Genomic DNA, 24,758 nt, shown 5'->3' on the forward strand with positions numbered 1-24,758 from the left:
CATGCGTATCGGCGTGATCGGCACCGGCACCATTGCCACGGCGGTGGTGCGCGGCATTGCGGGGGACGGGCATCAGATCACCGTCTCCGCCCGTTCGGCGGCAAATTCCCGGGCGCTGGCGGCGGAGTTCGAAAATGTCTGTGTCGCGGAAAACCAAGCGGTTCTGGATACCTGCGACGTGGTGCTGATCGGCACCACCGGGGCTCAGGCAGACGCGGCGCTTGAGCCGCTTTCCTTCCGGCCCGATCACATCGTGGTTTCGTTGATGGGCGACCTGCCGCTTGACCATGTGGCCCGACTTGTGGCCCCGGCCGAAAATCCGGTGATGCTGATCCCCTTTCCGGTCATCGCGACCGGCGGTTCACCGGTGTTTTCCTGCCCGCCGTCCCCCACGGTTCAGGCGCTGGTCGGCGCACGCAACCTGGTCATTGCCTTCGATGATCCCGCCCAGATGGTCCCCTTCATGGCTGCCCAGGCCACGCTGTCCCCCGCGTTGAAGCTGGTGGCCACGGCAGGGGAATGGCTTGCTGAGCGCACCGGGGACGCTACCCGGGCCGAAGCCTTCCTGACCACGCTGATCGCCAATTCGATGAAGGCGGGTTCGCTCGCCGACAGCCTTGCCGCGCTCGACACGCCGGGTGGCTACAACCAGCGCCTGCGCGACCACATGGAACCGGGATACCATCTGCTGCGCGACGGGCTGGACAAGCTCCAAGGCTGACCCTATGCCCCCGTAGGGTCAGGTGAGCTCATGCAGCCGCACCTTGGCACAGGCCGCCTGCGCCAGATCGCGCATGTGGGCGTGGTGGGTCAGATAGATCACCTGCCCCAGCCCGCTCATCGCGGCGAGCAAGCCGAAGGTCGCCTTTGCGCGCTCATCGTCGAAACTTTCCATGATGTCATCGGCAATGAAGGGCACCGGTCCGTTCTGTCGCACGAATTCATGATAGCCCGCGATGCGCAAGGCGAGGTAAAGCTGCGCCCGAGTACCCTCTGACAGTTGGCCGGCCTGGCGCGATCCACCCTCGGCAGGAAGGGCTACCAGAGTTTCGCGCTGGCCGTCGGCCTGAGTGGTCAGGCCGGAATAGCGCCCGCCGGTAATGGTGCTGAACGCCTGCGAGGCGCGGGTCATCATGCCGCTGCGATGCGTGTCGCGGTAGCGTCTCAGGGCGTCTTCAACCGCCACCAGCCCCAACCGTGCCCGCAGATGCGCCCGCGCGCCCTCCTCGATCTCGATCAGGCAGGTCTGTCGGGTCTCTTCCAGCCGGGCCACCTCACCATCGCCGCCCACGGCCGCAAGCGCGGCTGCGGCCTCGCGGAAGGTCGCGTGGCTCTCGTCCTGTGCGCTGCGCAGCGTCGCCAGCTCAGTGTTCAGGTGGTCGATCTCGGCAGAGATGCTGTCTGCGTCCACCCCCTCCAGCGAGGCCAGGGCCTCTTCCTCGGTCTGCGTGCCGAGGATTTCGCACAATTCGTCGGCCCGTTCGGCCTGTGCCCGCTTTAGCTGCGCGCGTTGCTCGGCCTGCGCCAATGCAGCCCGCGCCGCAGTCCAGTCCGCAACGCTGAAGAAAGCCGCGATCTGGTCGATCCGCGCGCGGTGACTGGCGCTTTCCCTGTCCAGTTCGGACAGGTCCCTGCGGGCGCGGTCCAGTTGCGATTGCAGATCGCCGCGCCGGGTGTCTGCTGCCCGGGCCTGAAGCGCGCGATCGCGCAGCACTCGCCAGGCGTCGCTATACGTAAGGGTATGGTCGAGTCTGGCGTCGCGCGCCAAATCTCTGACGGCCAGTGCAAACCGGTCGCGGTTTTCGGTCATGGCAGCGATGCGATGGTCCAGCTCGCGCAGTTTCTCTTGCAGGGAGCGCAGCGTGCCAAGCTCTTCCAGAATGGCGCGCATTTCGGCCGCTTCGGGCAGGGGATCGGCCCAGGCGGTGCCCTGCAGAGCAAGGCTCCAACCTTCCTGCCATTCGGCCAGTGCGGCGGCAGCTTCCGTTTCCATATGTTGCCGTTCGCTCAGATCGTCACCGGCCTGCCGGGCCGCGTCGGACAGGGTATCCAAACGGGCGGCGGCATCCAGAAGGGCCTGTGCGGTTTCCAGTGCCGGGGTAAGTCCCGCGTCCTTCGGCAAGGAGCGGCCGGCCCGGTCCAAAGCGGCCAGAAGCTCGTTTCGGGCCCGTTCCGCCTGACCCACTGCGCGGGACAGCGCGCGGTTGGCATCGTCGCGTATGACCAGGGCGTCGAGGGCCACCGCCACGCGGTCAAGCCAGTCGGTCAAATGAGAAGCCTCCATGTCGTCGGGCAGGGAGGGGGAGATGGCGAGGCGCAACCCATCCAGTTCTTCGCGCAATGCCTCATGGGCGCGGCGGGTATCTTCGAGGGTGCCACGCGCCTGACTGGCTTGATGCTCGGCCTGGGCCAGTGCCTGTGCCGCCTCGCGGGCGCGATCGGCTTTGGCGGTGCGATCGGCCAATGTGGCGCTGATCCGGTCATCCAGGCGCATGGCCTGTTCAAACCGATCAGCGCTGGCCGGATCCAGGCTGGCCCGGTGCGCGGCCCAGGTCGCCTCGCGGTGGGCGCGGGCCCTGGCGGCTTCCTGGGCGTTCGTACCGTCAGGCGGGGTCTGTTTCTGCAACGTGGCCCGGCGGGTGGCGAGGTCCTGCTCTTGCCGGGTCAGCTCCGCCTCGGCGGCCCGCGCGTGTTGCGCAGCGGCGTCCAGCCGCTCGCCCAACCGGGTCAACGTGTTTCTGTCCGGTAGGCGCAGGCTGGCCAACTCCGCCGCTTGTCCCTGCCAGGGCGCCAGTGCCGCAAGGGCCTTGGCCAGGGCGGTTTCCGCCTGATCCCGCTGCGTCAGGGCGCGGTCGGCCGCACCGCGCAGGTCTTCGCTGCGCAGCATGGCCACCAGCCCGCGCACCTCTCCGGGGTCGGTCGTGCCGCCGCCGGCGTCGGTCAGGCGTTGCGTGGCCTGATCCGCCCGCGTGCGGGCGCGGAGGAGCTCGCTCCTGGCAGTCTGATGTGCGGCGTGAAGCGAGGCGTGTGTTTCGACCAGCCCGCGCAACTGGCCCATGGTGGCAGCGTCAGGCAGCAGAACCGCGGGGTCTTGGCCGGGGCGCCCCAATCGGAAGAGGCAGTCCGCCAGACGCGCCGCGTCGCCTTCACGTTCGCGTTCGCGTTTCGGCAGATCGGTCTGCGCGGTGTCGTGGGCGGACTTAAGCGCTTCGGCCTCGGCGATCCGGTCCGCCAGAGCGCGGAACTCGGGGTCGTCGGGCACCCGGGACAGGTCGCGGCTCAGGGCCTCGACCCTGTCGGCGGCGGCTTTGTGCCGCGCGCGCAGATCGGAGTGCGCCCGGTCCAGAGCGCCCGCCTCGCGAAGCCAGTCCGCAGGGGGATCGGGCAGGTTCCCGAACCCGGTGATCCCTGCTTCGAGCCGGCGAAAGTGGTTGCCGGGCCCCAGCGCGTTGCGCAGGCGTTCCAATTCGATGCTGCGCCGGCTGGCGATGTCCAGCCGGTTCCTGGAGCTGCGCCAGGTGGTTTCGGCCTGATCGCGTGCCGCGACCAGGCGGGCAAACGCGGTGGCCTGGGTGTCCAGTTCCTTGATCCGCCGGGTCAGCTCCATCAGGTCCTTGCCCAGCTCCCGCAGCTGTCCCTTGCGCCCGGTACGGTTCAGGAACTCCTGGGTTTTTGCATCATGCCCGGCCAGCTGTGCGGACAGGTCGCTCAAGCCGGCGCTGGCCTGAAACAGCAGTTCGCCCAGATCGCCTTGCGAGGCCAGGATGCTCTCTCCCCCTTCCTCCAGCGTCTGCCGGTTGAGCGAAAACATGGCAGTGTAGCTGCCCCGGCTCATGCCGTGCAGGGCACCGGACAGAAAGGCTTCGCCCACCGGACTTCCCGTTGCATCCAGAAGTGACCCTTCGCGTTTCTTAAGCCGCGTCACATGATGCGCCCTGCCACCGATGTCCAGCGCCGCGCGGATTTGCATGGATTTGTAATCATGCCGGAAATTCATGGTGCTGCGGTCCGGCACGCCAAAAAGCAGGTCCAGCCAGGCGGACAGAAGCGTGGATTTTCCCGCTTCGTTCGGCCCGTGGATCACATGCAGATCGGGCGCTTTCGCCAGGCCGAAATCCACCATCTGGTCGGTGAATTTGCCATAGCGCGTAAGTTCGAGCCGGTCCAGACGCATTGCTCAGCCCTCCCCGTCCAGACGGGACAGAAGGTCGCGCGCGCCCTTGGCGAGGTCCTCGGTCAGGGTTGCGGCCGTGTCCGCCTCATCCGCGCCGAAAATGTCGCGCAGCTCCGTGGGCAGTTGTTTGCGCAGGAGCTCGTATTCCGCCTGTACGCGCGGGTCCTTGGGTGACAAGGGGGTCTGCGCAATCATCTCCATCAACTCGCCCACCGGACCGGCGGGGGCGGCGTTACCTTCGGCTTGAAGCGCCAGGGTCAGCTTGTCGATCCACAGCCCATCGGTTCCCTCCGCCTCGCTGCGCGCCTCTTCCAGCAGCAGTTCCGCATCGCGCCCGGCCCGCCAGGCCAGAGGCGTGACACCGCTGAGCACGGGGCGAATGATGCGCTGTGTGTCCCCCGGATCCACCACGCGCAGTGCCGCCTTCAGCGCACGCACAAGGTCGGTCCAATCCGCCAGACCGTTACAATCCACGTCCAGCCGGTCGAACCGCGCCACGGCGAGCGGCCGCGCCTCGGTCGTGACGCTGCCTTGGTCCACCCGGACCAATGTGACCGATTTCTCGCCAGCCTCGCCAATGTCCCGGCCCTGGGGAACGCCGGGCATGACCACCGTTGTCGGGCCTGAGTGTTGCGCCCGCTTGTGGATATGTCCCAGCGCCCAGTAGTCGAAGCCGGTTGCCTGCAGCTCGGCCAGCGTGCAGGGCGCATAGGGGTCGTGGCCGGGCGATCCGCCCAGGCTGGTGTGCAGCATGCCGATGTTGAAAGCGCCCGGGCGGGGTGTTCCGAACTTCTCCAGCAGGCTGTCCGGTGCGTGGGGCTTGGCAAAGGAGATGCCATGCAGCGCCACTGGCTGGCCGTTCCAGTCGCGTTCCTCGACACCTGCGCGACCGCCAAAGACATGTACACTGTCGGGCAGAACCAGCTCGCGTGTAATGCGTGAGGCGGCGTCGTGATTGCCGCGAATGATGAAGGTTTCAATCCCCGCCGCGTCCAACCGCTCCAGTTGCCGGGCCAGGAAGCCTGCCGTCTTCATCGAGGTTTGCGCCCCATCATACAGGTCGCCCGCGATCAGCAGCGCCTGCACCTGTTCGGCAAGGCAGAGGTCGATGATGCGGGCAAAGGTCGTGCGCGAGGCATTGGCAACCATTTCGGCCAGTTCCGCATCGCGCAGCGCCAGGGATTTCAACGGGCTATCGAGGTGAATATCCGCCGTGTGCACGAAACTGAACGCCACCTGTATCCCTCACCCGTCAGCACCTGGGCGCAGTTTGCGTCGGGCAGGCGGGGAGGGCAACGAAAAACCTCGCTGCGTGGCGGTGCGGCGGAGCAAGGAAGGGTCGCGGGGGGCGGGGTGCCCGGCCAGACAGTCAACGTCGGGCGTAAAACACCATCTCGAACCCATCCTCGCCAGAGAGGATCAGAACCTCGCCCGCGACTTCGGCCAGGGTGACGCGGGCAAGCGCCTCGAAAAAGGCCGCTTCCTCCGCAAGCTCGGGACAGGCGCGTCTGGTTGCGGCGATGGGCCCGGCTTCGAACCAGGGATAGGGCGCGGATTGCGTGGCGCTGTAGCCGTTGCAGGGAGCGTCGCCGATGATCCGGCCTTCCTCGGGAAAGCTGATCGTCGCCCGGGCCGGGTAAGCGGTGCCGCCCAGCGCCTCCAGACTCCAGGTCACGCCCGACGGGGCATACCCGGAAATCGTCTCGTCCCTGCCGGATACCTGCAGAAGGACGAACACCGCGACAGCGACGACCAGCAGGGCAAGAAGCTTTTTCATGCGGACGCCTACCACCCACCGGTTTTCATCACCACATCATGGCCGGTGTTCTGCGGTGCCCCGCCTGCGAAGGCCTTCACCTGGCCGGCAAAAGTCCGGAAATATTCCTGGGATTGCACGTGGGCCAGGGTTTCGGGCGCGTCCCAGCGGCCCCAGTGGAACCGGGTTACTCCGTCGTCGGCCACGGCCACCTGGTAGGTGAACTTGCCCGCCGCCTGCGGGTCATTGTCAACGGCGCTGATGAAGTTGTGGATCGCCTGTGTCCAGGTGTCCTCGTCACCGGAATAGGCGTAGGTAATTGTGATCGCACGCATGGGGCTCTCCTATTTAACGCATTTGTTAAATGTGGGGCGGCCCGAGGCCCGCGTCAAGCGTCCCGCAACGCCAGCAAAGCAGCCAGCAGGGTAGACATGGCGCCGGAATTGTCGGCCCCGTCGGCTGAGGACAGCTCTGCCAGCCCCATATGTGCGCCCTGCACGATGCGGGCAAACTCGGGATTGGTTAGATCCAGCTCATCCAATGTGACCGACAGCATGGTGCGGCGATGGCCGTCAACACGGGCGACGGTTTCGGCCACCGCTGGATTGTCCTGACCCCAGGCGCGAATGGCCTGTTCGGCGGGATCGTCGCTGTTGAGCGAGCCCAGCCGGTCCAACCGTTTCACCGCATCCGCTTCCTCCTGCCCGGTTGCCGCCAGCGCCAGCAGCGTACGTTCCTCCCACTTTGCCAGCAGGCGCGCGTGGAAGTCGGGCAGGTCGCGGAAATGCCAGTAGAACGATCCCTTGGTGGCGCCGATGCGTCGCGCCAGCGGTTCGGCCTTCAGCCCCTGGGGGCCCTGTTCGACAAGGGCATCGAAGCCGGTTTGCAGCCAATCATCGGCGTTCAGGCGGGTCTTATTCTTGAGCATGGCGGCCTCCTCGGGCAGCGGCGAAGGATAGCACCGGCGATTGCAGGTGCAGAAAGATTATGCTGCACCTGCAAAATAAAACAAGCCCCCCGGGGGTCCGGAGGGCGTGTCGGTATGAAACTGTGGCCGGATCACCCCAGCAGGCGTCGGGCAATCACCTGCGCCTGGATTTCGGCGGCACCTTCGAAGATGTTGAGAATCCGTGCGTCGCAAAGAATGCGGCTGATCTGATATTCCAACGCAAAGCCGTTTCCGCCATGGATCTGCAGCGCATTGTCGGCGCAGGCCCAGGCGACGCGGGCGCCCAGCAACTTGGCCATGCCGGCCTCCAGATCGCAGCGCTGGTCGTGATCCTTTTCCCAGGCCGAGAAATAGGTCAGCTGGCGGGCGACCATGATCTCGACTGCCATCATCGCCAGCTTGCCCGAGACGCGCGGGAAGTTGATCAGCGACTTGCCGAACTGCTTGCGGTCCTCGGCATATTGCATGCCGACCTCCAGCGCGTTCTGCGCCACGCCGATGGCGCGGGCGGCGGTCTGGATGCGGGCCGCTTCGAAGGTCTTCATCAGCTGTTTGAAACCCTGGCCTTCGACCCCGCCCAAGAGGTTCTCGCCCTTGACCTTGAACCCGTCGAAACCCAGCTCGTATTCCTTCATGCCGCGGTAGCCCAGCACCTCGATCTCGCCGCCGGTCATGCCTTCGGTGGGGAAGGGGTTGGCATCGTCGCCCGGGGTTTTTTCGGCCAGGAACATGGACAGGCCGCGGTGGTCGGTGCTGTCGGGATCGGTGCGCGCCAGCAGGGTCATGACATGGGTGCGCGCGGCGTGGGTGATCCAGGTCTTGTTGCCGGTGATCTCGTAATCGCCGTCCTGCGTCTTGACCGCGCGTGTGCGCAGCGAGCCGAGGTCGGACCCGGTGTTCGGTTCGGTAAAGACGGCGGTCGGCAGGATCTCGGCCGAGGCCAGTTTCGGCAGCCAGTTTTCCTTCTGCTCATCACTGCCACCGGCCAGAATCAGCTCGGCGGCGATTTCCGACCGGGTGCCCAGCGAGCCGACGCCGATATAACCGCGCGACAGCTCCTCGGAGACCACCACCATCGAGGCTTTCGACAGGCCCATGCCGCCGTATTCTTCGGGAATGGTCAGGCCGAACACGCCCATCTCCGCCAGTTCCTCGAGGATTTCCATCGGGATGAATTCGTCCTTCAGGTGCCATTCGTGGGCATTCGGCACCACCCGGTCGTCGGCATAGCGGCGGAAGGTCTCGCGGATCATTTCCAGCTCTTCGTCCAGACCGGTGGCGCCGAAAGTGGCGTGACCGGCATTGCCCTGCATCAACTCGACCAGACGGGCACGGGCGGCGGGCGTGTTGCCACCAGCGATCAGAGCGTCGATCTCGGCAGTGGCCAGCGGGGCCGCGTCGACATTCATGTCCGACAGGCGGGCCATCTCGTTCTGGCTCATCATCATGCCGCCCTTGATCTGGGCCAGGTATTCACCGAAGGCGATCTGCAGGATCAGGCTTTCCATCTCGCCCATCTGCCCGGCCTCGGTCAGGCGGGTGGCCCAGGCCTGCATCTGGCGCAGGCTTTCCACGTAGGTGGCCAGCCACGAGAGGGCGTGGGCGGCGCTCTGGTTGGCTTCCAGCAGGCTGCCCGAGACACGATCGCCATCCGTCACCATGTCGCGGACCGAAGCTTTCGCGGCCTCCAGCACGGTTTCGCAAGGCGCCACGGCGGCGCCGGTCAGGGTCATCAGGTTGTCCATCAGGGCGGTGGTCATGGTCATCTCCTGTCCATCATGCGGCATGGATTCGGCTCCGTAACAAAGGTCCGGGAAGAGATAGCCATTTCGCAGGTGCAGCGCAATAAAAATACGTCACGAATGTCGAACGCGAACGAAAATGACGCAACGATGTTTTGCCGTGCGGGGCGGTGCGGAATCCGGTAGGCTGCGGGCAAAGGTGTGAAAAAGGGCGTGAAATGAGTGGGATAGTTGCCGAAATCCCGGTTTGGATTCTCCTGGCGGCGGGCGGATTTACCCTGCTGGCGGGCTTCGTAAAGGGCGCGGTGGGCTTTGGCATGCCGATGCTGATGATCTCGGGTCTGGCGACGGTTTTGCCCGGCGAGGTTGCACTTGCGGCATTGATCCTGCCCACGGTGGTTTCGAACCTGTACCAGAGCCTGCGGCAGGGCTGGCGCGTGGCCTTGTCGGCAATCCTTCGGTTCCGGGTGTACCTGCTGGTCATGCTCGGGGTTCTGAGTGCCAGCGCGCAACTGGTGACGGTGCTTTCTCCGCGCGCGCTTTTCATTGCCATCGGCTTGCCGGTGGTTCTGTTCAGCGTGATGCAGTTGGTCGGCTGGCGACCCAATCTGCGGCCCGAGAACCGGATGCGTGACGAGGCGGCGATTGCCGGGTTCGCAGGGTTCTTCGGTGGCATGTCCGGGGTCTGGGGGCCACCCACGGTGGCCTATCTGACCGCGATCGACACGCCCAAGGCGGAACAGATGCGGGTGCAGGGGGTGATCTATGGTCTGGGCGCGGTGGTGCTGGTGGCGGCGCATCTGCGCTCCGGCGTATTCAGTGCCCATACCGCGCCCCTGTCGGTGCTGATGCTGGCCCCTGCGCTCATCGGCATGGCCGTGGGCACCTGGGCGCATGACCGGATGGACCAGGCCCTGTTCAAGCGGCTGACCCTGGTGGTGCTGGTGCTGGCGGGTCTGAACCTTTTGCGCAAGGGTCTGATGGGCTGACCGGATCGTGACTGCGCGAAACGGCAACATTGCCTTAGGCTCGCCCCATGCGTTGGCTTGTTTTCCTCCTGATCTCGACCCCGGCCTTGGCTGACCCGTTGCTCGGGCGGTGGGGCACCCCGGCGCAATGTGCGGGGCGTCCGGTCCTCGAAGGCGGCACGCGTCTGGCCGCTCCGTTCGAAATCGGCCCCGAGTGGCTCAGGCAGGGTGAGGTCTGGTGCAGGCTCACGTGGTTTGACGCTCAGCCGCAGAGCGGCGGGCTGTTCCGTGCGGCAAGGGCGCTGTGTGGAGAAGATTCCGTGCGGGGTTACAATTTGGGATTCGTGCTGGAAGGCGAAGCGCTGACGATCCTGTGGGACGAGCGTCTGGTCAACGGGCCGCTCAGGCGGTGTGACTGACGTTTTCTAGGACAACAGGTCCGGCCCGTCGCAGATGTCGATGTCCTGCGGGAAAAGGGCGGGGGGAACAACCGTGAACTCGGCGCGGTGCAACTCGGTTGCGCCGTCATAGAGCGTGATCGACCAGTCACCTGGCAGCATTTCATAGCTGTATTCGAACTCCCAACCCACGCCGACCAGCCCGTCCGGGGTCTGGTTGGTGAAGAAGCTCTGCTGCGTCACGCCGTCGGGGCCCATCGGCGGATGGGCTGTGACCGCACGGATGGGCGAGGTGAAAGAGGGGTCGCGCTGCAGCACGACGCCGATATGGATGCCCTTGGCCGCCGGGGCGACGCGGGTCGGGATGACGCGGAGCAAGTGAACATCCATCAGGTCGGTGCGCCCTTCAAGGGTGTCCTCTGCCAGCGCGCTGCCGCTGCCGATCACGCCACACAGAAAACCCGACTGGACCGACAGGACCTGCGGGTTGGCGCCGGCCGCCGCGGGCACCAGCGAAACGAGAAATAGCAGGAGGCGCAACATGGGTTTCTTTCCATGGATCATCTGGCGAAAGCGTAACGCGGGATGGTGCAGCGGGGAAGGGCGCGCGCGGCAGATGCCCCATGCAAGCAGATCCCGTGCCTCGAATGCAAAACGCCCCGGCGCGTGGCCGGGGCGTTCCAGAAGTCCGATCGTGACGCGATCAGCCGATTGCGATCGCGCGCACGTCGTCGTCGATATAGGCGTCGTACTGGGCGAAGTTCTTCGAGAACATATCGACCAGCTTGGCGGCCTGGGTGTCATAGGCCGCCTGGTCGTCCCAGGTGCGGCGCGGGTCCAGAAGCAGGTCGGCGACCCCTTCGACCTTGATCGGCACGTCGAAACCGAAGTTCTTGTCCTTGCGGAAATCGGCCTCGGCCAGCGACCCGTCCAGCGCGGCCTTCAGCAGGGCGCGGGTGGCGCGGATCGGCATGCGCGAGCCGGTGCCGTAGGCGCCACCGGTCCAGCCGGTGTGGACCAGACAGCAGGTCGCGCCATGCGACGCCATCTTGTCGCGCAGCAGGTTGCCGTAGGCTTCCGGGCGACGCGGCATGAAGGGCGCCCCGAAACAGGTCGAGAAGGTGGGCTCGGGCTCGGTCACACCTTTTTCGGTGCCAGCCACCTTCGAGGTAAAGCCGGACAGGAAGTGATACATTGCCTGCGCCGGGGTCAGACGCGCGATCGGGGGCAGAACGCCGAAGGCATCACAGGTCAGCATGATGATGTTCTTCGGATGGCCACCCAGGGCGGTCGGGGAGGCGTTGGAGATGTATTCCAGCGGATAGGCGCAGCGCATGTTCGCGGTCAGGCTATCGTTGTGGAAGTCCAGTTCCTTGGTCTCTTCGTCCCAGACCATGTTTTCGATCACGGTGCCGAATTTTGACGTTGTGGCGTAGATTTCGGGTTCGGCCTTGGCCGACAGATCGATGGTCTTGGCATAGCAGCCGCCTTCGAAGTTGAAGGTGCCGCGTTCGGACCAGCCGTGCTCGTCGTCGCCGATCAGGACGCGCGAGGGGTCCGCCGACAGGGTGGTCTTGCCGGTGCCCGAGAGGCCGAAGAAGATCGCGGTGTCGACCGGGTTGTTCGGCGCGTGGTTGGCCGAGCAGTGCATCGGCATGATGCCCTTGCCGGGCAGAATGTAGTTCAGAACCGAGAAAACCGACTTCTTGTTTTCGCCAGCGTATTCGGTGCCGCCGATCAGGATCAGCTTCTGTTCGAAGTTCAGTGCGATGACGGTCCCGGACCGGCAGCCGTGCCTGGCCGGGTCGGCCTGGAAGCTGGGGCAGTTGATCACGGTGAACTCGGGCGCGAACTCGTCCAGCTCGTCGCGGTCGGGGCGGCGCAGCAGGTGACGGATGAACAGGTTGTGCCAGGCCAGTTCGGTAATCATCCGCACGTCCAGGCGGTGGGCCGGGTCGGCGCCGCCATAAAGGTCCTGAACGAAATAATCCCTGCCCTTCATGTGCTCCAGCATATCCGCATGCAGCACGTCGAATTTCGCAGGATCCATCGGCGGGTTGTTTTCCCACCAGATCGTGTCCTCGACGCTGGGGGTCTTGACCACGAACTTGTCCTTGGGCGAACGACCGGTGTGCTTGCCGGTCTCGACCAGGAAAGCGCCTCCGTTGCCCAGATGCCCTTCGCCGCGCTTCAGAGCCTCTTCGACAAGCGCCGGCTCCATGTAGTTGTAATAGACATTGCCGAGCCCCGTGATGCCTTGATCTTCCAGGCGACAAGCCGGGTTCACGCGTCCATTGGTCATCTGATTTAACTCCTGTCGCCGGCTCTGGTCCTGTCTGCCGGCGTATGGTTTCCACATGAGAGCACGGAGGGCCATATCCGCGCGCCGGACCTCATGTGAACGAGGACCGGTGGCGTGGCTATAGCACGACGCTTTGATCAGGGAACAGGTCGCAAACGCAAAGTTAGCGATACCAAACCCCTGTTTGCGCAACCAATCGGAACGGAAAGTGAGGCATATTAGTCATTATTTTCCGATTTCGGGTGCTCAATAGCCGCAGTCGGGGCTTGATTCGCACTATTTTGTTGATTCCCAAGGCCGAAACCGGAAAAGTGGGGAAAAACATGAAAACGAGCAGTACAAGGAACCCTCACATGTCGAGGATCGCATTGGTCGACGACGACAGGAACATCCTGACGTCGGTCTCCATGACTCTCGAAGCGGAAGGCTTCGAAGTTGAAACCTACAATGACGGGCAAAGCGCGCTGGACGCGTTCAATCACCGCCTGCCGGACATGGCTGTCCTGGACATCAAGATGCCGCGCATGGACGGGATGGACCTGTTGCAGCGTCTGCGGCAAAAGACGTCGACCCTGCCGGTGATCTTTCTCACTTCCAAGGATGACGAGATCGACGAGGTGCTGGGCCTGCGCATGGGCGCGGATGATTACGTCAAGAAGCCGTTTTCGCAGCGCCTTCTGGTTGAACGCATCCGCTCGCTTCTGCGCCGCCAGGAAGTGATCGCCAATGACGAAATCGGCCAGGTCGAGGAAAGCAAGACCATGGTGCGCGGCGATCTGGCGATGGACCCGCTGCGTCACGCCGTGACCTGGAAGGGGCAGGACGTGTCCCTGACAGTGACCGAATTCCTGCTGTTGCAGGCGCTGGCGACACGTCCCGGGTTCGTCAAGAGCCGCGATCAGCTGATGGATGTGGCCTATGACGACGACATCTATGTCGACGACCGCACCATCGACAGCCACATCAAGCGGCTTCGCAAGAAGATGCGTGGCGCGGATTCCGAGTTCTCGGCAATTGAGACGCTCTACGGGATCGGCTACAGATACAACGAGGAATAACCCGTAACGAACGGGGGAAAATCTGGAAAGCAAAGTGCGAGATACGGTGCGAGATACAAAGTCCTCCGGCTCGGGCGTGGTATTGGGCGAGGACTGGGTCGCGCCCCAGAGCGCGGTGGACAGCGCGCTGCGTGCACGGCGCGAGCGGCGCGGGGTGATTTCGATCAACCGCTCGCCCCTGGCGCGCAAGATCATCACGTTCAACCTTCTTGGCATGATCGTCATGGTGGCCGGGGTTCTGTATCTGAACCCGTTCCGTGACAGTCTGGTCTTTCAGCGTGAAACGGCCCTTGTGGCCGAGGCTCAGCTAGTCGCCGACATGTTCGAAGCCACGCGTGCCCTGGGGCAGCTTGCCGGCACCGGCGCGGTGTCCGGGGGGGAGCTTGCTCGGGCCGAAACGGGGAATGTGGACCCGGCGGCACTTCTGGCCAACCTCGATCTGTCGCCCGGGGTCGAGGCGTTCGTCTTCGATCGTTCCGAGGCGCTGATTGGCACCACGATGGGTCAGGAACGCGCCGCGCCGGCCCCGGTCGAGGGGCTGGAACGCGATGGGCGTTCCACCATCATCACCGACCTGCTGAACCGGGTGTGGGAGGGGATATCGTCGCTTGTCGACTCGGGTGAACCGGTGCCCTCCGGGGTGGATGCGGAAGGTCAGGCACGCTCTCTTGTCCGTGCCGCACTCTCTGGCACGACCCAGGTATCGACCGGCGTGGACGGGACCGGCAGCACGGTCTTCTCGGTGGCGACGCCGATCCTCGTTGAGGGCCGCGCGGTGGGCGCCGTCGCGCTGACCAGCGCCTCGGGCGAGCTGGACGCCCTGGTGCGCAGCGAACGTGAGCAGGTGTTGCAGATGTTCGTCATTGCGATCCTGGTGTCGATCGGTTTGAGCCTGGTTCTGGCATCGACCATTGCCAACCCGCTGTCGGATCTGGCCGCCGCCGCCGAGCTGGGGCGCGACAAGAACACCAAAAGGGTCAATCCGGGCCGGGTCCGCATCCCGGACCTGGCGGGCCGCCCGGACGAGATCGGGCGGCTTTCGACCGCCCTGCGCGGCATGGTCGCGGCGCTCTACGACAGGATCGACGCGAACGAACAATTCGCCGCCGACGTGGCGCATGAGATCAAGAACCCGCTGGCCAGCCTGCGCTCGGCCATCGGCACGCTGCGTTTTGCCAAGCGCGATGACCAGCGCGAGAAGCTGTTGGACGTGATCGACCACGATGTGCGCCGCCTTGACCGTCTGGTCAGCGACATCTCCAACGCCTCGCGGCTGGACAGCGAGCTGGTGAAGGAGGATGAAGAGGCCTTCGACCTTCTCAAGATGCTGCGCAATCTGACCGAATACCTGGGCAACGAAGCGTCGGAGAAGGGCGTGGACTTCATCACCGACCTGCCGCCCGATCCGGTCGTCATCCAGGGGCTCGAAGCGCGGCTGGCGCAGGTTTTCGTCAACCTGATCACCAATGCGCTGAGCTTTTGCGACGACGGCGACGCGATCCGTGTCTGGGCCCGTCACCGCGAGAACCGCGTGCTGATCGTGGTGGAGGACACCGGCCCCGGCATTCCCGACGAGGCGCTGGCGAAGATCTTCAACCGTTTCTATTCGGAACGGCCCGAGGGGCAGTTCGGCAACAACTCCGGGCTCGGGCTGGCGATCTCGAAACAGATCGTCGAGGCCCATGGCGGTGTGATCTGGGCCGAGAATATCCGCCCGACAGACACCGATGTCACCTCGGAACCGCTGGGTGCCCGCTTCGTGGTGGGCCTGCCGCTGTGACCGCCCCGCAGGGCGAGGTCTTTCATGCGACCACCGTTGCGATAAACGGCAAGGGGGTGCTCATCCTGGGGCCCTCCGGCAGCGGCAAGAGCGGCCTTGCTCTGCAGTTGCTGGCGCTGGGCGCGGTGCTGGTGGCCGATGACCGCAGCCGGGTGATCTGTACGGATGGCAGGTTGATAGCCCATGCGCCGCCCCGCATGGCCGGGGTGATCGAAGCCCGCAATGTCGGGCTGATACGGGTGCCGCATGTCAAAACCGCGCCCCTGCACCTGGCCGTGGACATGACCCGGGAGGAGCCCGACCGCCTGCCGCACCCCAAAAGCCTCACGATATCGGGAATGGCGCTGGACTTGCTCTGGCGGGTTGACGCCCCACATTTTCCAAGTGCCATATGGCAATTGGTAAATGGAGAAGCTGTTCGGTGACGGACAAGAACAACAGGAACAAGGAGGCTAAGGCACAGCGTATCGTGCTTGTGACCGGGGCCTCCGGGGCCGGGCGATCAACGGCAATTCGCGCTTTGGAAGACGTGGGCTACGAGGCGATCGACAACCTGCCGATGTCTCTCATCGAACGGCTTCTGGATGGCGCGCCTCTTGATCATCCGCTGGTCCTGGGCATTGACGTGCGCAACCGTGATTTTTCGGTCGAACGGCTGTTGGAGCTGCTCGACTGGCTGAGGCGCGAAAGCGGCTGGGAGGCAGAGCTTCTGTACCTCGATTGCTCGCGTGACGTTCTGATCCGGCGCTTTTCCGAAACCCGCCGCCGCCACCCGCTGGCACCTGAAGAGGCGCCGGGGGACGGCATTCTGCGCGAGGTGGAGCTTCTGGCCCCGGTTCGCGCGCGCGCATCGGTGCTGATCGACACCTCGGAGCTGTCGGTCCACGACCTCAAGGAGGAGGTGCTGCGCTGGCTCGGCAATGGCGGGGCCGAGATGCTGGCTGTCTCGGTGCAGAGTTTCAGCTACAAACGCGGCATGGCGCGCGGGCTGGATCTGATGTTCGACGCGCGCTTCCTGCGCAACCCGCATTGGGACCCCACCCTGCGCGCGCTGGATGGCCGCAGCCCCGAGGTCGCGGCCTACGTGGCCGAAGACGCACGCTTCGACGAATTCTTCGATCGGGTGCTCGGCATGGTCGAATTCCTGTTGCCCGCCTATGGCGAGGAAGGCAAGAGCCACCTGTCGATCGGCTTTGGCTGCACCGGCGGAAAACATCGTTCCGTCGCACTGGCCGAAAAGCTGGCAAATGCGCTTGCACAGGCTGGCTGGCAGGTGTCAATTAGGCATCGGGAACTGGAACTCCGGGCCGAAGGCCTGCCCGGAACAGCGCAGCAAGCGGGGTAGTGGACGCGTGATCGGGATCGTCATTGTCGCACATGGTGGCTTGGCCGGGGAATACCTGGCCGCGGTCGAGCATGTGGTGGGCAGACAGGACGGCATGCGGGCCATTTCCACGGATGCGGAATGCGACCGGACCGACAAGCGTACGGAAATCCAGGCCGCGGCCGATGCGGTGGACACGGGTGACGGCGTGGTCGTGGTGGTGGACATGTTCGGCGGCAGCCCGTCGAACCTCTCTCTGCCCGCCTGTTGCAAGAGCGACCGAAAGATTCTCTATGGCGCGAACCTTCCCATGCTTCTGAAGCTGGCGAAGTCCCGCCACCTGTCCGTGCCCCGCGCCACCGAGGCTGCGTTGAAAGCGGGACGCAAATATATTGACTGTATCGATGGCCCTCAGGAGTAAGTGACCGATGTCAGACCAGATGATGCGTAAGCTTGAGATCGTGAACGAGAAAGGCCTCCACGCCCGTGCGTCGGCCAAATTCGTTGACGTGGTCGAGAAGCATGACGCCTCGGCACGGGTGGAAAAGGACGGGCTGGACGCCGAGGGGGACAGCATCATGGGCCTTTTGATGTTGGCAGCGTCCAAGGGAACGACTATTGACGTGCAGACGTCCGGGCCTCAGGCCGCCCAACTGATGGAGGCTCTGGACGCCCTGGTGGCCGACAAGTTCGGCGAAGGCATGTGAAAGACACTCGAGAAGGCGCAGAATTGGTCGAAAGCACGCAGACATCTGGCACGGGTGACGATGAGCAGGACCGTCAGGCGCAACACTATGACCGCCGCTCTCTGACCTATGCCGACAGTTTCGAAAACCCGCTCCAGGCCACCCTTGTGCGGGCGATCGAATGGCTGACCGGCAAGCTGACCATCATCCGCATGGTCCGCAAGCTGGAGCGTCGTGGGGCGCCGGTGGGTCAGGCCTTCTGGCGCGCCTGTCTGGACGTTATGGGCATCCCGCTTCTGACCCCGCAAGAGCAGCTTGCGAACATCCCCGCCGAAGGGCCGGTGGTGGTCGTGGCCAACCACCCGCATGGCATGGTCGATGGCATGATCCTGGCTGACCTGATCGGGCGGCGGCGGGACGACTATCGCATCCTGACCCGCGCGGTGCTGGACGGGATTGACGAGGTCGCGTCGAGCTACATGATCCCGGTGCCTTTCCCGGATGACAAGGACGCGCAGAAGAAGATGGTCGAGATGCGCGCCCAGGCCATGGCCCACCTGAGGGCGGGCGGGCTCGTGACCCTGTTCCCCTCGGGGGTGGTGGCCAGCTCCGACACGTTCTTCGGTCCGGCAATCGAACAGGAATGGAACGTCTTTACCGCCCAGTTGATCCGCCGGTCCGGTGCGCGGGTCGTGCCGATCTTCTTCCCGGGTTCGAACAGCCGCTGGTACCAGATCGCCAACCGCCTGTCGGCTACCCTGCGCCAGGCGCTGCTGCTGCACGAGATCGTGCATGCCTGCAACAAGCCCCAAGCCCCCGTCGTCGGCCCGGAGCTGACCGCCGCGCAGATGGAGCTTCTGCAGAGCGATCCACGCGGGTTCATGGCCTGGTTGCGCGATCATACCCTACGTCTGGGACGTTCCTGATCACGCGGGTTTCTGCTGTGCCGCGCAGATGTCAGCGTGTCGGCACCGGCGTGTCGCCACGATAGTCATAGAAACCGCGTCCGGTCTTGCGGCCCAGCCAGCCGGCTTCGACATATTTGGTCAGAAGCGGGCAGGGCCGGTACTTGGTATCGGCCAACCCGTCATGCAATACGTTCATGATTGCAAGACAGGTGTCGAGCCCGATGAAATCCGCCAGCTCCAGCGGCCCCATCGGGTGGTTCGCGCCCAGTTTCATCGACTGGTCGATCGAGTTCACGTTGCCCACACCTTCGTAGAGCGTATAGACCGCTTCGTTGATCATCGGCATCAGGATGCGGTTCACGATGAAGGCGGGGAAATCTTCCGCAGAGGCTGCGGTCTTGTTCAGGCTCTCCACCACGGCCAGGCAGGCCTTGTAGGTCGGCTCGTCGGTGGCAATGCCGCGAATCAGCTCAACCAGCTGCATCACCGGCACCGGGTTCATGAAGTGGAAGCCCATGAATTTTTCCGGCCGGTCGGTGCGCGAGGCCAGCCGTGTGATCGAGATCGACGAGGTGTTCGAGGTCAGGATCGTGTCGGGTTTCAGATGCGGGATCAGGTCCTCGAAAATGGCCTGTTTCACCGTCTCGCGTTCGGTCGCGGCTTCGATCACCAGGTCGGTCGGCCCCAGGTCGGTCAGGGTCAGCGTGGTGCGGATGCGCCCCAGTGCCGCGTCGCGGTCCGCCGCGCTGATCGCGTCGCGCGTCACCTGGCGGTCCAGGTTCTTGGCAATGCGCGCTATGGCCGCGTCCAGGCTGTCCTGGCTGATGTCGTTCAAAAGAACCTCATACCCCGCAACAGCCAGAACATGGGCAATGCCGTTGCCCATCTGGCCTGCTCCGACAACACCAACCGTTTCGATCGCCATGGATTTCCCTTTCGTAAGTTGCTCACACCCTATGCGGCAGTGCGGCATGGGTGCAAGGGTTAAGCGGGGGTTTGGAAAGCAGAACGAATTGTAAGTTTAGCTCTTCCTCAAGCTTTCGCTGCGAATCTCGGATTCGGGTGAATTAGAAGGAGTGGGTGGAATGGTCTATCAGAACCTGGGCAGGGGAGCCCTTGACTATTATCCGTGCCGGTATGGAAAATCCAAACTGCTGCTGCGTGGGCCGAAGCGCAAGCTCGACGGGCCATACGTGGCGGTTCTGGGGGGCACCGAGACCTATGGAAAATTCGTCACACGCCCCTTTCCGCAACAAATTGAAGAGATGCTGGACCACAGGGTCGTGAACTTCGGATGCGTCAATGCCGGCATCGACGTTTACGTCAATGACCGGACAATCCTGGAGGCTGCCAGCAAGGCCGCCGTGACCGTGGTGCAGTTGACCGGGGCGCAGAACCTGTCGAACCGGTTCTATGCGGTGCACCCGCGGCGCAACGACCGGTTCTTGCGCGCCTCGAATCTGTTGAAGACGATCTACCGCGATGTCGATTTCACCGAATTCAGTTTCACGCGCCACCTGCTGACCAGCCTGCACAGGGTGAGCCCCGACAGGTTTGCCATGGTTGAACAGGAATTGAAGGAAGCCTGGGTTGCGCGGATGAAGACACTGATTTCGAAGATCGACGGCAAGATCGTGCTTCTGTGGATGGCCGATCACGCGCCCGCAGGCAGCGAAAGCAGTTCCATCCAGGGTTCGGATCCGCTGTTCGTGGGGGGCGAAATGATCAATGAGTTGCGCCCCTTTGTCACCGACGTGGTCGAGGTCCGGGTGACTCAGGCGGAAATCGAAGCCGGGCACGAAGGCATGGTCTACTCCGAACTGGAAGAGCCCGCCGCGCGGGCCATGTTGGGCACCGTGGCCCATGCGCGGGCGGCGGACAGTTTGGAAGCGGCGCTGCGCCCGCATCTGTAGCTGGCGGAGGCGAGACACAGGACCGGTGCCGGCAGGGCCAATCTAGTGTAAAGAGTAGGGGGCCGGTTGCCCCGCCGCAAAAGGAAAGGCCCGCCGATTGGCGGGCCTTTCGCATTCTGTCTGACCGTGCTTACAGCTGGTCGGTCATGGCCGGAACGGCGTCGAACAGGTCGGCGACCAGGCCGAAGTCGGCAACCTGGAAGATCGGCGCTTCTTCGTCCTTGTTGATTGCGACGATGACCTTCGAGTCCTTCATGCCCGCGAGGTGCTGGATCGCGCCCGAGATGCCCACGGCGATGTAAAGCTCGGGGGCGACGACCTTGCCGGTCTGACCCACCTGCCAGTCGTTCGGGGCGTAGCCCGAGTCGACAGCGGCGCGCGAGGCACCGACGGCGGCGCCCAGCTTGTCGGCCAGTTTCTCGATCAGGGCGAAGTCCTCTTCCGAACCCACGCCGCGACCACCGGACACGACCACGCCGGCCGAGGTCAGTTCGGGGCGGTCCGATGCGGCGACCTTGTCTTCGACCCATTCGGACAGGCCGGGGTTGTCGGCAGCCGAGATGGTTTCAACCGCGGCCGAGCCACCCTCGCCAGCCGCGTCGAAGGTCGAGGTGCGGAAGGTCACGACCTTCTTGGCATCCGACGACTTGACGGTCTGGATCGCGTTGCCGGCGTAGATCGGGCGCTCGAACGTGTCGGCGTCAACCACGCCGGACGCGTCCGAGATCACCATCACGTCCAGCAGGGCAGCGACGCGCGGCATGACGTTTTTCGCATCGGTCGTGGCCGGGGCCACGATGTGCGAATAGTCACCGGCCAGCGACACGATCAGCGCAGCGGTGGGTTCCGCCAGGCGGTGGCCCAATGATGCGTCCTCGGCGACCAGCACCTTGGCGACACCGTCGATCTTGGCGGCGGCTTCACCGGCAGCAGCGGCAGAGGCGCCGGCGGCCAGAACGGTCACGTCACCCAGGGCTTTCGCGGCGGTGACGGCCTTGGCGGTGGCGTCCAGCGCCAGTTCACCATTGTTGACTTCGGCGAGAAGAAGAACAGCCATTACACAGCCCCCGCTTCTTTGAGTTTCCCAACCAGCTCATCAACCGAGCCGACGATGATGCCGGCGGCACGCGCTTCCGGCTCGGTGGTCGAAACGATTTCGAGGCGCGGCGTGACGTCGACGCCGTAATCGGCAGCGGTCTTCTCGTCCAGCGGTTTCTTCTTGGCCTTCATGATGTTCGGCAGCGAAGCGTAACGCGGTTCGTTCAGGCGCAGGTCGACGGTGATGATGGCAGGCATGTTCACCTTGATGGTCTGCAGACCGCCGTCCACTTCGCGGGTCACAATGGCCTTGTCGCCGTCGATGTCCAGCTCGGAGGCGAAGGTGCCCTGGGACCAGCCCAGCAGCGCCGACAGCATCTGGCCGGTGGCGTTCATGTCGTTGTCGATCGCCTGCTTGCCGGCCAGAACGATGCCCGGCTGCTCTTCTTCGACAACTTTCGCCAGGATCTTGGCTACGGCCAGCGGCTCGATGTCGGTGTGGACGTCATCGGCGGCATTGACCAGGATGGCGCGGTCGGCGCCCATGGCCAGCGCGGTGCGCAGGGTTTCCTGGCTCTGCTTCACACCGATCGAGACGACGACGATCTCGTCGGCCTTGCCGGCTTCCTTCAGGCGGATGGCCTCTTCGACGGCGATCTCGTCAAAGGGGTTCATCGACATTTTCACATTGGCAAGATCGACACCGCTTCCGTCCGCTTTGACGCGAACCTTCACGTTATAGTCGATCACGCGTTTGACAGGCACAAGCACCTTCATTGGCGGATCTCTCCCAGTTTTGCCCCGAAGGGCGGACATGCTCTCGCACATCGTTTAGCGTTTCATCCCATCGGAAAACAGGGCAAAATCGACAGGAAATTGCGCCGCGACGTCGCGTTTCGTGACTTCGGCGGAAATTGGTAGCGCGAACAAGGAGGAAGTGCATGCAAAAGGTGCAGGGATTCGGCGGGTTTTTCTTCCGCGCGGCAAACCCCGGGCTGTTGGCGGCCTGGTATGAGAAACACCTGGGCATCAATCCGGTGCCGACTTCGGTCGAGGAACAGCCCTGGCAGACCGGTGGCGGGGCCACGGTGTTTGCACCCTTTCCGGAGGACACGGATTACTTCGGCGATCCGGACAAGCAGTTCATGCTGAACTTCCGCGTGGCGGATCTGGCGGGGATGGTGGCGCAGCTGCGCGATCAGGGCGTGCTGGTCGAAGATGAGGTCGAGATGGAAGGCATCGGTGCCTTTGCCCGCATTCACGATCCGGAGGGAAACCCGATCGAGCTGTGGCAACCGGAGGAGGGTGGGTGATGGTCTCCCTGCCCATGCCCGAGTTCGTCGATGCCCCGGCGCGCTGTTTCGTCGGTCTGTCGGACCGGTTCACCCCTGAGACGCGCGATCGCATCCCGGCGCTTTACCAGCGGTTCTTCCAGGCGCAGCTCTGCCCGGAGCACGGGCTGTGCGGGGCGCTTTTCGGACTGTCCTACAATTCCGCGCCGGAGGGGTTCGACTATGCGGTGGCGGTCGAGGTTTCGGGCAATGGCGCGGTTCCGGACGGGGCCTGCCGCGTCGGCACACCGGCCGGGCGCTACGCGGTGTTCCGTGCACGGGGCCCGGTAATGGAAATCCCGCAGATGTTCGATGCGGTCTTGCAGGACTGGCTGCCCGGGGCAGGGGTGGAGCTGGCCGAGGGGCCGGTGTTCGAATGCTATCCGGACGACCCGGACTGCGAGGCCTCCGAGGAAAACGGCATGGTCATGCGCTACGAGATCTGGGTGCCGGTAAAAGACTAACCGCGCACCAAACGCGGCACTGAAACCGGCCCGCCCTGCTTGACGCGTGGCGGGCCCTGGACATTCACCGGTTCGCGCCCGCCCCAAGGGGCCGGGGCTCCGCCCTTCCGGTCGCCGATCTGTCCGCAGGACAGACCGCCGCTTTCAGCGGTTCGCGCCCGGAACCCACAGCACGTCATGTTCGCCGTTGCCATTGGCAATGCGCGAGGCGACGAAGGCCCAGTCGGACAGGCGGTTGAGGTATTTCACCGCTTCGGGGTTCACGTCACCCGGCTCGGCCTCGGCCAGGCGGGTCGCCATGCGTTCGGCGCGGCGCGAAACGGTGCGCACCAGATGCAGATGCGCGGCCAGCGGGGTGCCGCCGGGCAGGGTGAAGCTTTTCAGCGGCGAGAGCTTCTCGTTCATCTCGTCGATTTCGGCCTCGAGGCGTTCGACCTGCGAGGCGAAGGTGCGCAGCGGGGTGAATTTTGCCTCATCGTCCTTGTCGATATTTGGCCGCGCCAGGTCCGCGCCCACGTCGAACAGGTCATTCTGGATGCGACCCAGGGCTTCGTCCATCTCGGGGCGACCCTCGGCAGCGCAATGCAGGCGCGCCAGGCCAATGGTCGCGTTGGTCTCATCGACATTGCCATAGGCGTCGACGCGCAGCGAGTGCTTGGCCACCCGCGAGCCATCAGAGAGCGAGGTTTCGCCCTTGTCCCCCTTGCGGGTGTAGATCCGGTTCAGAACGACCATGTTCAGTTGCCTCCACGCATGTAGATGAACAGGAGGATGACGGCGACGGCGATGGCCTGGGCGATCACGCGATACCTCATCATCCGGTTGGAATGTTTGCGCGCCAGTTCGCCGCCTGCGCCGAAAGTGCCGATCCCCAGCATGAGGATCACCAGCACCGCCAGCACGGCTATGACAACAAGGATGAAGAGGGGGTCCTGGAACATGTCCGGTCCTTTCGCGCGCGTTTCGTGAGGGGTGTGATAGCGCGGGCAAAGCCGTTTGGCGAGGCTTATCGCGCCCCGCCTTGAACGGCATCGCCAATACCCTGCCACGCCTGCGGCGTTCTCGGGACATTGGCGTCGAAGCGCTTGCCGGGAAAGACGGGGCGCGTCAGCTGCGGTCGATCAGCGCATCCATCGCCCAGGTCGGCAGAAACCGCTTGCCAATGGCGGCGATCCAGGTGGCCTTGGTGACGAAGTACTTTGGCCTCGGGCGGGTGCTTTCCAGCGCGTGGATCAGCTTTTCGGTCACGGCGGAGGGGGGCAGCTCGAACGGGTCGGGGCCGAGTTTTTCGTTGTAAAGCCGCTTTAGCAACGTGTCCTCGTACTGGGTGCGCCGCGCCGAGTTCTCCCAGTCGATCCAGCGTTCGAAATGCGGGCGCGAGTTCTCGCGGATCCGGGTCGGGATCGGCCCGGGCTGAATCAGGATCACCTTGATCGGCGTGTCGCGCATCTCGATGCGCAGCGTGTCGGTCAGCCCTTCCAGCGCGTATTTGGTTGCCACGTAGGCCGATCGCCACTTGTAGGTGGTAAAGCCCAAGACGGACGAGTTCTGCACGATCCGCCCGTGACCCTGCCTGCGCATCACGGGAATCACCCGCCGGGTCAGTTCGTGCACGCCGAAGACATTGGTTTCGAAGATCGACCGCAGCCCCTCCGTGGGCAGATCCTCGGCAGCACCCGGAAGGCCGAAAGCACCGTTGTTGAACAGGGCGTCCAGCGTGCCGCCGGTGCGGGCCAGCACCTCGTCCAGAGCGGCGGTCATGCTGTCATGATCGGTATAATCCAGCCGCAGCGCCTCCAGCCCCTCGGCGGCCAGCCGGTCCACATCGGCCTGTTTGCGCGCGGTCGCAAAGACGCGCCAGCCGCGCTTGGCCATGCCATGGGCGGCGTCATATCCGATGCCCGACGAGCACCCGGTGATCAGAAGGCTACGCTGTGTCATGCCCCTGACCTAGGGCAGCGCGGGCC

At 64.4% G+C, this 24,758-nt stretch carries 27 protein-coding genes; 13 read left to right on the forward strand and 14 right to left on the reverse strand.

Annotation, left to right across the window (positions count from 1 at the left end; all coding sequences use genetic code 11):
• Window position 1 precedes the first annotated feature (1 nt).
• Window positions 2-721 (forward strand): NAD(P)-binding domain-containing protein, encoded by a 720-nt coding sequence (locus Q1V43_RS07310; protein WP_300515917.1) that lies wholly within the window; start codon window positions 2-4, stop codon window positions 719-721.
• 18 nt (window positions 722-739) lie between these two features.
• On the opposite strand, the gene Q1V43_RS07315 is transcribed toward Q1V43_RS07310, so the two are convergent.
• The 6 genes from Q1V43_RS07315 to Q1V43_RS07340 form a co-directional block, all read right to left on the reverse strand.
• Entirely contained in the window at window positions 740-4,174 is a 3,435-nt protein-coding gene (locus Q1V43_RS07315) for an AAA family ATPase (protein WP_300515920.1), read from the reverse strand.
• Window positions 4,175-4,177: 3 nt separating this feature from the next.
• Window positions 4,178-5,410 carry a DNA repair exonuclease gene (locus Q1V43_RS07320; RefSeq protein ID WP_300515922.1) on the reverse strand — a complete coding sequence of 411 codons (1,233 nt, stop codon included), beginning with the start codon at window positions 5,408-5,410 and terminating at the stop codon, window positions 4,178-4,180.
• A 133-nt stretch (window positions 5,411-5,543) separates the two neighbouring features.
• Entirely contained in the window at window positions 5,544-5,951 is a 408-nt protein-coding gene (locus tag Q1V43_RS07325) for an META domain-containing protein (RefSeq protein WP_300515924.1), read from the reverse strand.
• Window positions 5,952-5,959: 8 nt separating this feature from the next.
• Window positions 5,960-6,265: a hypothetical protein gene (locus Q1V43_RS07330; protein ID WP_300515927.1), complete on the reverse strand. Its 306-nt coding sequence runs from the start codon at window positions 6,263-6,265 to the stop codon at window positions 5,960-5,962.
• 53 nt (window positions 6,266-6,318) lie between these two features.
• The gene (locus Q1V43_RS07335; protein ID WP_300515930.1) at window positions 6,319-6,858 is read right to left on the reverse strand and encodes a TetR/AcrR family transcriptional regulator; all 540 of its coding nucleotides are present in this window, start codon (window positions 6,856-6,858) and stop codon (window positions 6,319-6,321) included.
• A gap of 131 nt (window positions 6,859-6,989) precedes the next feature.
• On the reverse strand, window positions 6,990-8,666 hold the full coding sequence (locus Q1V43_RS07340; RefSeq protein ID WP_300515933.1) for an acyl-CoA dehydrogenase family protein: 1,677 nt from the start codon (window positions 8,664-8,666) through the stop codon (window positions 6,990-6,992).
• Between the two features lie 173 nt (window positions 8,667-8,839).
• Between Q1V43_RS07340 and Q1V43_RS07345 the strand changes: the two genes are divergently transcribed.
• Window positions 8,840-9,610, forward strand: coding sequence for a sulfite exporter TauE/SafE family protein (locus tag Q1V43_RS07345; RefSeq protein WP_300515935.1), 771 nt, complete (start codon window positions 8,840-8,842; stop codon window positions 9,608-9,610).
• Between the two features lie 47 nt (window positions 9,611-9,657).
• The gene (locus Q1V43_RS07350) at window positions 9,658-10,008 is read left to right on the forward strand and encodes a hypothetical protein (RefSeq protein WP_300515937.1); all 351 of its coding nucleotides are present in this window, start codon (window positions 9,658-9,660) and stop codon (window positions 10,006-10,008) included.
• 6 nt (window positions 10,009-10,014) lie between these two features.
• On the opposite strand, the gene Q1V43_RS07355 is transcribed toward Q1V43_RS07350, so the two are convergent.
• Both Q1V43_RS07355 and Q1V43_RS07360 read right to left on the reverse strand, forming a co-directional pair.
• Window positions 10,015-10,530, reverse strand: coding sequence for a DUF3859 domain-containing protein (locus tag Q1V43_RS07355; RefSeq protein WP_300515940.1), 516 nt, complete (start codon window positions 10,528-10,530; stop codon window positions 10,015-10,017).
• Between the two features lie 160 nt (window positions 10,531-10,690).
• Complete coding sequence (locus Q1V43_RS07360) at window positions 10,691-12,289, reverse strand: phosphoenolpyruvate carboxykinase (RefSeq protein ID WP_300515943.1); 1,599 nt, start codon at window positions 12,287-12,289, stop codon at window positions 10,691-10,693.
• A gap of 353 nt (window positions 12,290-12,642) precedes the next feature.
• On the opposite strand from Q1V43_RS07360, the gene Q1V43_RS07365 reads away from it, so the two are divergent.
• The 7 genes from Q1V43_RS07365 to Q1V43_RS07395 are packed head-to-tail and all read left to right on the forward strand — an operon-like array spanning window position 12,643 to window position 18,063.
• Window positions 12,643-13,347 (forward strand): response regulator transcription factor, encoded by a 705-nt coding sequence (locus Q1V43_RS07365; RefSeq protein ID WP_300515945.1) that lies wholly within the window; start codon window positions 12,643-12,645, stop codon window positions 13,345-13,347.
• A gap of 46 nt (window positions 13,348-13,393) precedes the next feature.
• Window positions 13,394-15,127 (forward strand): sensor N-terminal transmembrane domain-containing protein, encoded by a 1,734-nt coding sequence (locus Q1V43_RS07370; RefSeq protein ID WP_300515948.1) that lies wholly within the window; start codon window positions 13,394-13,396, stop codon window positions 15,125-15,127.
• Complete coding sequence (locus tag Q1V43_RS07375; protein ID WP_300515951.1) at window positions 15,124-15,552, forward strand: serine kinase; 429 nt, start codon at window positions 15,124-15,126, stop codon at window positions 15,550-15,552. The genes Q1V43_RS07370 and Q1V43_RS07375 overlap by 4 nt, the downstream gene beginning before the upstream one ends.
• Window positions 15,549-16,472, forward strand: a complete 924-nt coding sequence (gene rapZ, locus Q1V43_RS07380) for an RNase adapter RapZ (protein WP_300515954.1) — start codon at window positions 15,549-15,551, stop codon at window positions 16,470-16,472. Before Q1V43_RS07375 ends, rapZ begins: the two co-directional genes overlap by 4 nt.
• Before the next feature lie 7 nt (window positions 16,473-16,479).
• On the forward strand, window positions 16,480-16,872 hold the full coding sequence (locus Q1V43_RS07385; protein WP_300515957.1) for a PTS fructose transporter subunit IIA: 393 nt from the start codon (window positions 16,480-16,482) through the stop codon (window positions 16,870-16,872).
• Between the two features lie 19 nt (window positions 16,873-16,891).
• Window positions 16,892-17,158 (forward strand): HPr family phosphocarrier protein, encoded by a 267-nt coding sequence (locus Q1V43_RS07390; protein WP_300515960.1) that lies wholly within the window; start codon window positions 16,892-16,894, stop codon window positions 17,156-17,158.
• A gap of 23 nt (window positions 17,159-17,181) precedes the next feature.
• Complete coding sequence (locus Q1V43_RS07395; RefSeq protein WP_300516000.1) at window positions 17,182-18,063, forward strand: lysophospholipid acyltransferase family protein; 882 nt, start codon at window positions 17,182-17,184, stop codon at window positions 18,061-18,063.
• Window positions 18,064-18,094: 31 nt separating this feature from the next.
• Here Q1V43_RS07395 and Q1V43_RS07400 read toward each other — a convergent pair whose 3' ends face one another.
• The gene (locus Q1V43_RS07400) at window positions 18,095-18,970 is read right to left on the reverse strand and encodes a 3-hydroxybutyryl-CoA dehydrogenase (protein WP_300515962.1); all 876 of its coding nucleotides are present in this window, start codon (window positions 18,968-18,970) and stop codon (window positions 18,095-18,097) included.
• Between the two features lie 160 nt (window positions 18,971-19,130).
• Here Q1V43_RS07400 and Q1V43_RS07405 point away from each other — a divergent pair, with 160 nt between their 5' ends.
• Window positions 19,131-19,958 carry a DUF6473 family protein gene (locus Q1V43_RS07405; protein WP_300515965.1) on the forward strand — a complete coding sequence of 276 codons (828 nt, stop codon included), beginning with the start codon at window positions 19,131-19,133 and terminating at the stop codon, window positions 19,956-19,958.
• Window positions 19,959-20,088: 130 nt separating this feature from the next.
• On the opposite strand, the gene Q1V43_RS07410 is transcribed toward Q1V43_RS07405, so the two are convergent.
• Complete coding sequence (locus Q1V43_RS07410; RefSeq protein WP_300515968.1) at window positions 20,089-21,015, reverse strand: FAD-binding protein; 927 nt, start codon at window positions 21,013-21,015, stop codon at window positions 20,089-20,091.
• Window positions 21,015-21,773 carry an electron transfer flavoprotein subunit beta/FixA family protein gene (locus tag Q1V43_RS07415; RefSeq protein WP_300515971.1) on the reverse strand — a complete coding sequence of 253 codons (759 nt, stop codon included), beginning with the start codon at window positions 21,771-21,773 and terminating at the stop codon, window positions 21,015-21,017. The genes Q1V43_RS07410 and Q1V43_RS07415 overlap by 1 nt, the downstream gene beginning before the upstream one ends.
• Before the next feature lie 164 nt (window positions 21,774-21,937).
• Here Q1V43_RS07415 and Q1V43_RS07420 point away from each other — a divergent pair, with 164 nt between their 5' ends.
• Together Q1V43_RS07420 and Q1V43_RS07425 are read left to right on the forward strand one after the other, a co-directional pair.
• Window positions 21,938-22,309 (forward strand): VOC family protein, encoded by a 372-nt coding sequence (locus tag Q1V43_RS07420; protein ID WP_300515974.1) that lies wholly within the window; start codon window positions 21,938-21,940, stop codon window positions 22,307-22,309.
• Complete coding sequence (locus Q1V43_RS07425) at window positions 22,309-22,791, forward strand: GyrI-like domain-containing protein (RefSeq protein WP_300515977.1); 483 nt, start codon at window positions 22,309-22,311, stop codon at window positions 22,789-22,791. The genes Q1V43_RS07420 and Q1V43_RS07425 overlap by 1 nt, the downstream gene beginning before the upstream one ends.
• A gap of 144 nt (window positions 22,792-22,935) precedes the next feature.
• On the opposite strand, the gene Q1V43_RS07430 is transcribed toward Q1V43_RS07425, so the two are convergent.
• From Q1V43_RS07430 to Q1V43_RS07440, 3 genes are all read right to left on the reverse strand, one after another.
• Window positions 22,936-23,526: a cob(I)yrinic acid a,c-diamide adenosyltransferase gene (locus Q1V43_RS07430; RefSeq protein ID WP_300515980.1), complete on the reverse strand. Its 591-nt coding sequence runs from the start codon at window positions 23,524-23,526 to the stop codon at window positions 22,936-22,938.
• Between the two features lie 2 nt (window positions 23,527-23,528).
• Complete coding sequence (locus tag Q1V43_RS07435) at window positions 23,529-23,732, reverse strand: twin transmembrane helix small protein (protein WP_300515983.1); 204 nt, start codon at window positions 23,730-23,732, stop codon at window positions 23,529-23,531.
• Window positions 23,733-23,898: 166 nt separating this feature from the next.
• Window positions 23,899-24,732 carry an SDR family NAD(P)-dependent oxidoreductase gene (locus Q1V43_RS07440; RefSeq protein ID WP_300515986.1) on the reverse strand — a complete coding sequence of 278 codons (834 nt, stop codon included), beginning with the start codon at window positions 24,730-24,732 and terminating at the stop codon, window positions 23,899-23,901.
• Between the last annotated feature and the right edge of the window lie 26 nt (window positions 24,733-24,758).

The sequence above is a fragment of the Aliiroseovarius sp. genome (genome assembly GCF_030148435.1).
Lineage (GTDB): Bacteria > Pseudomonadota > Alphaproteobacteria > Rhodobacterales > Rhodobacteraceae > JASBTN01.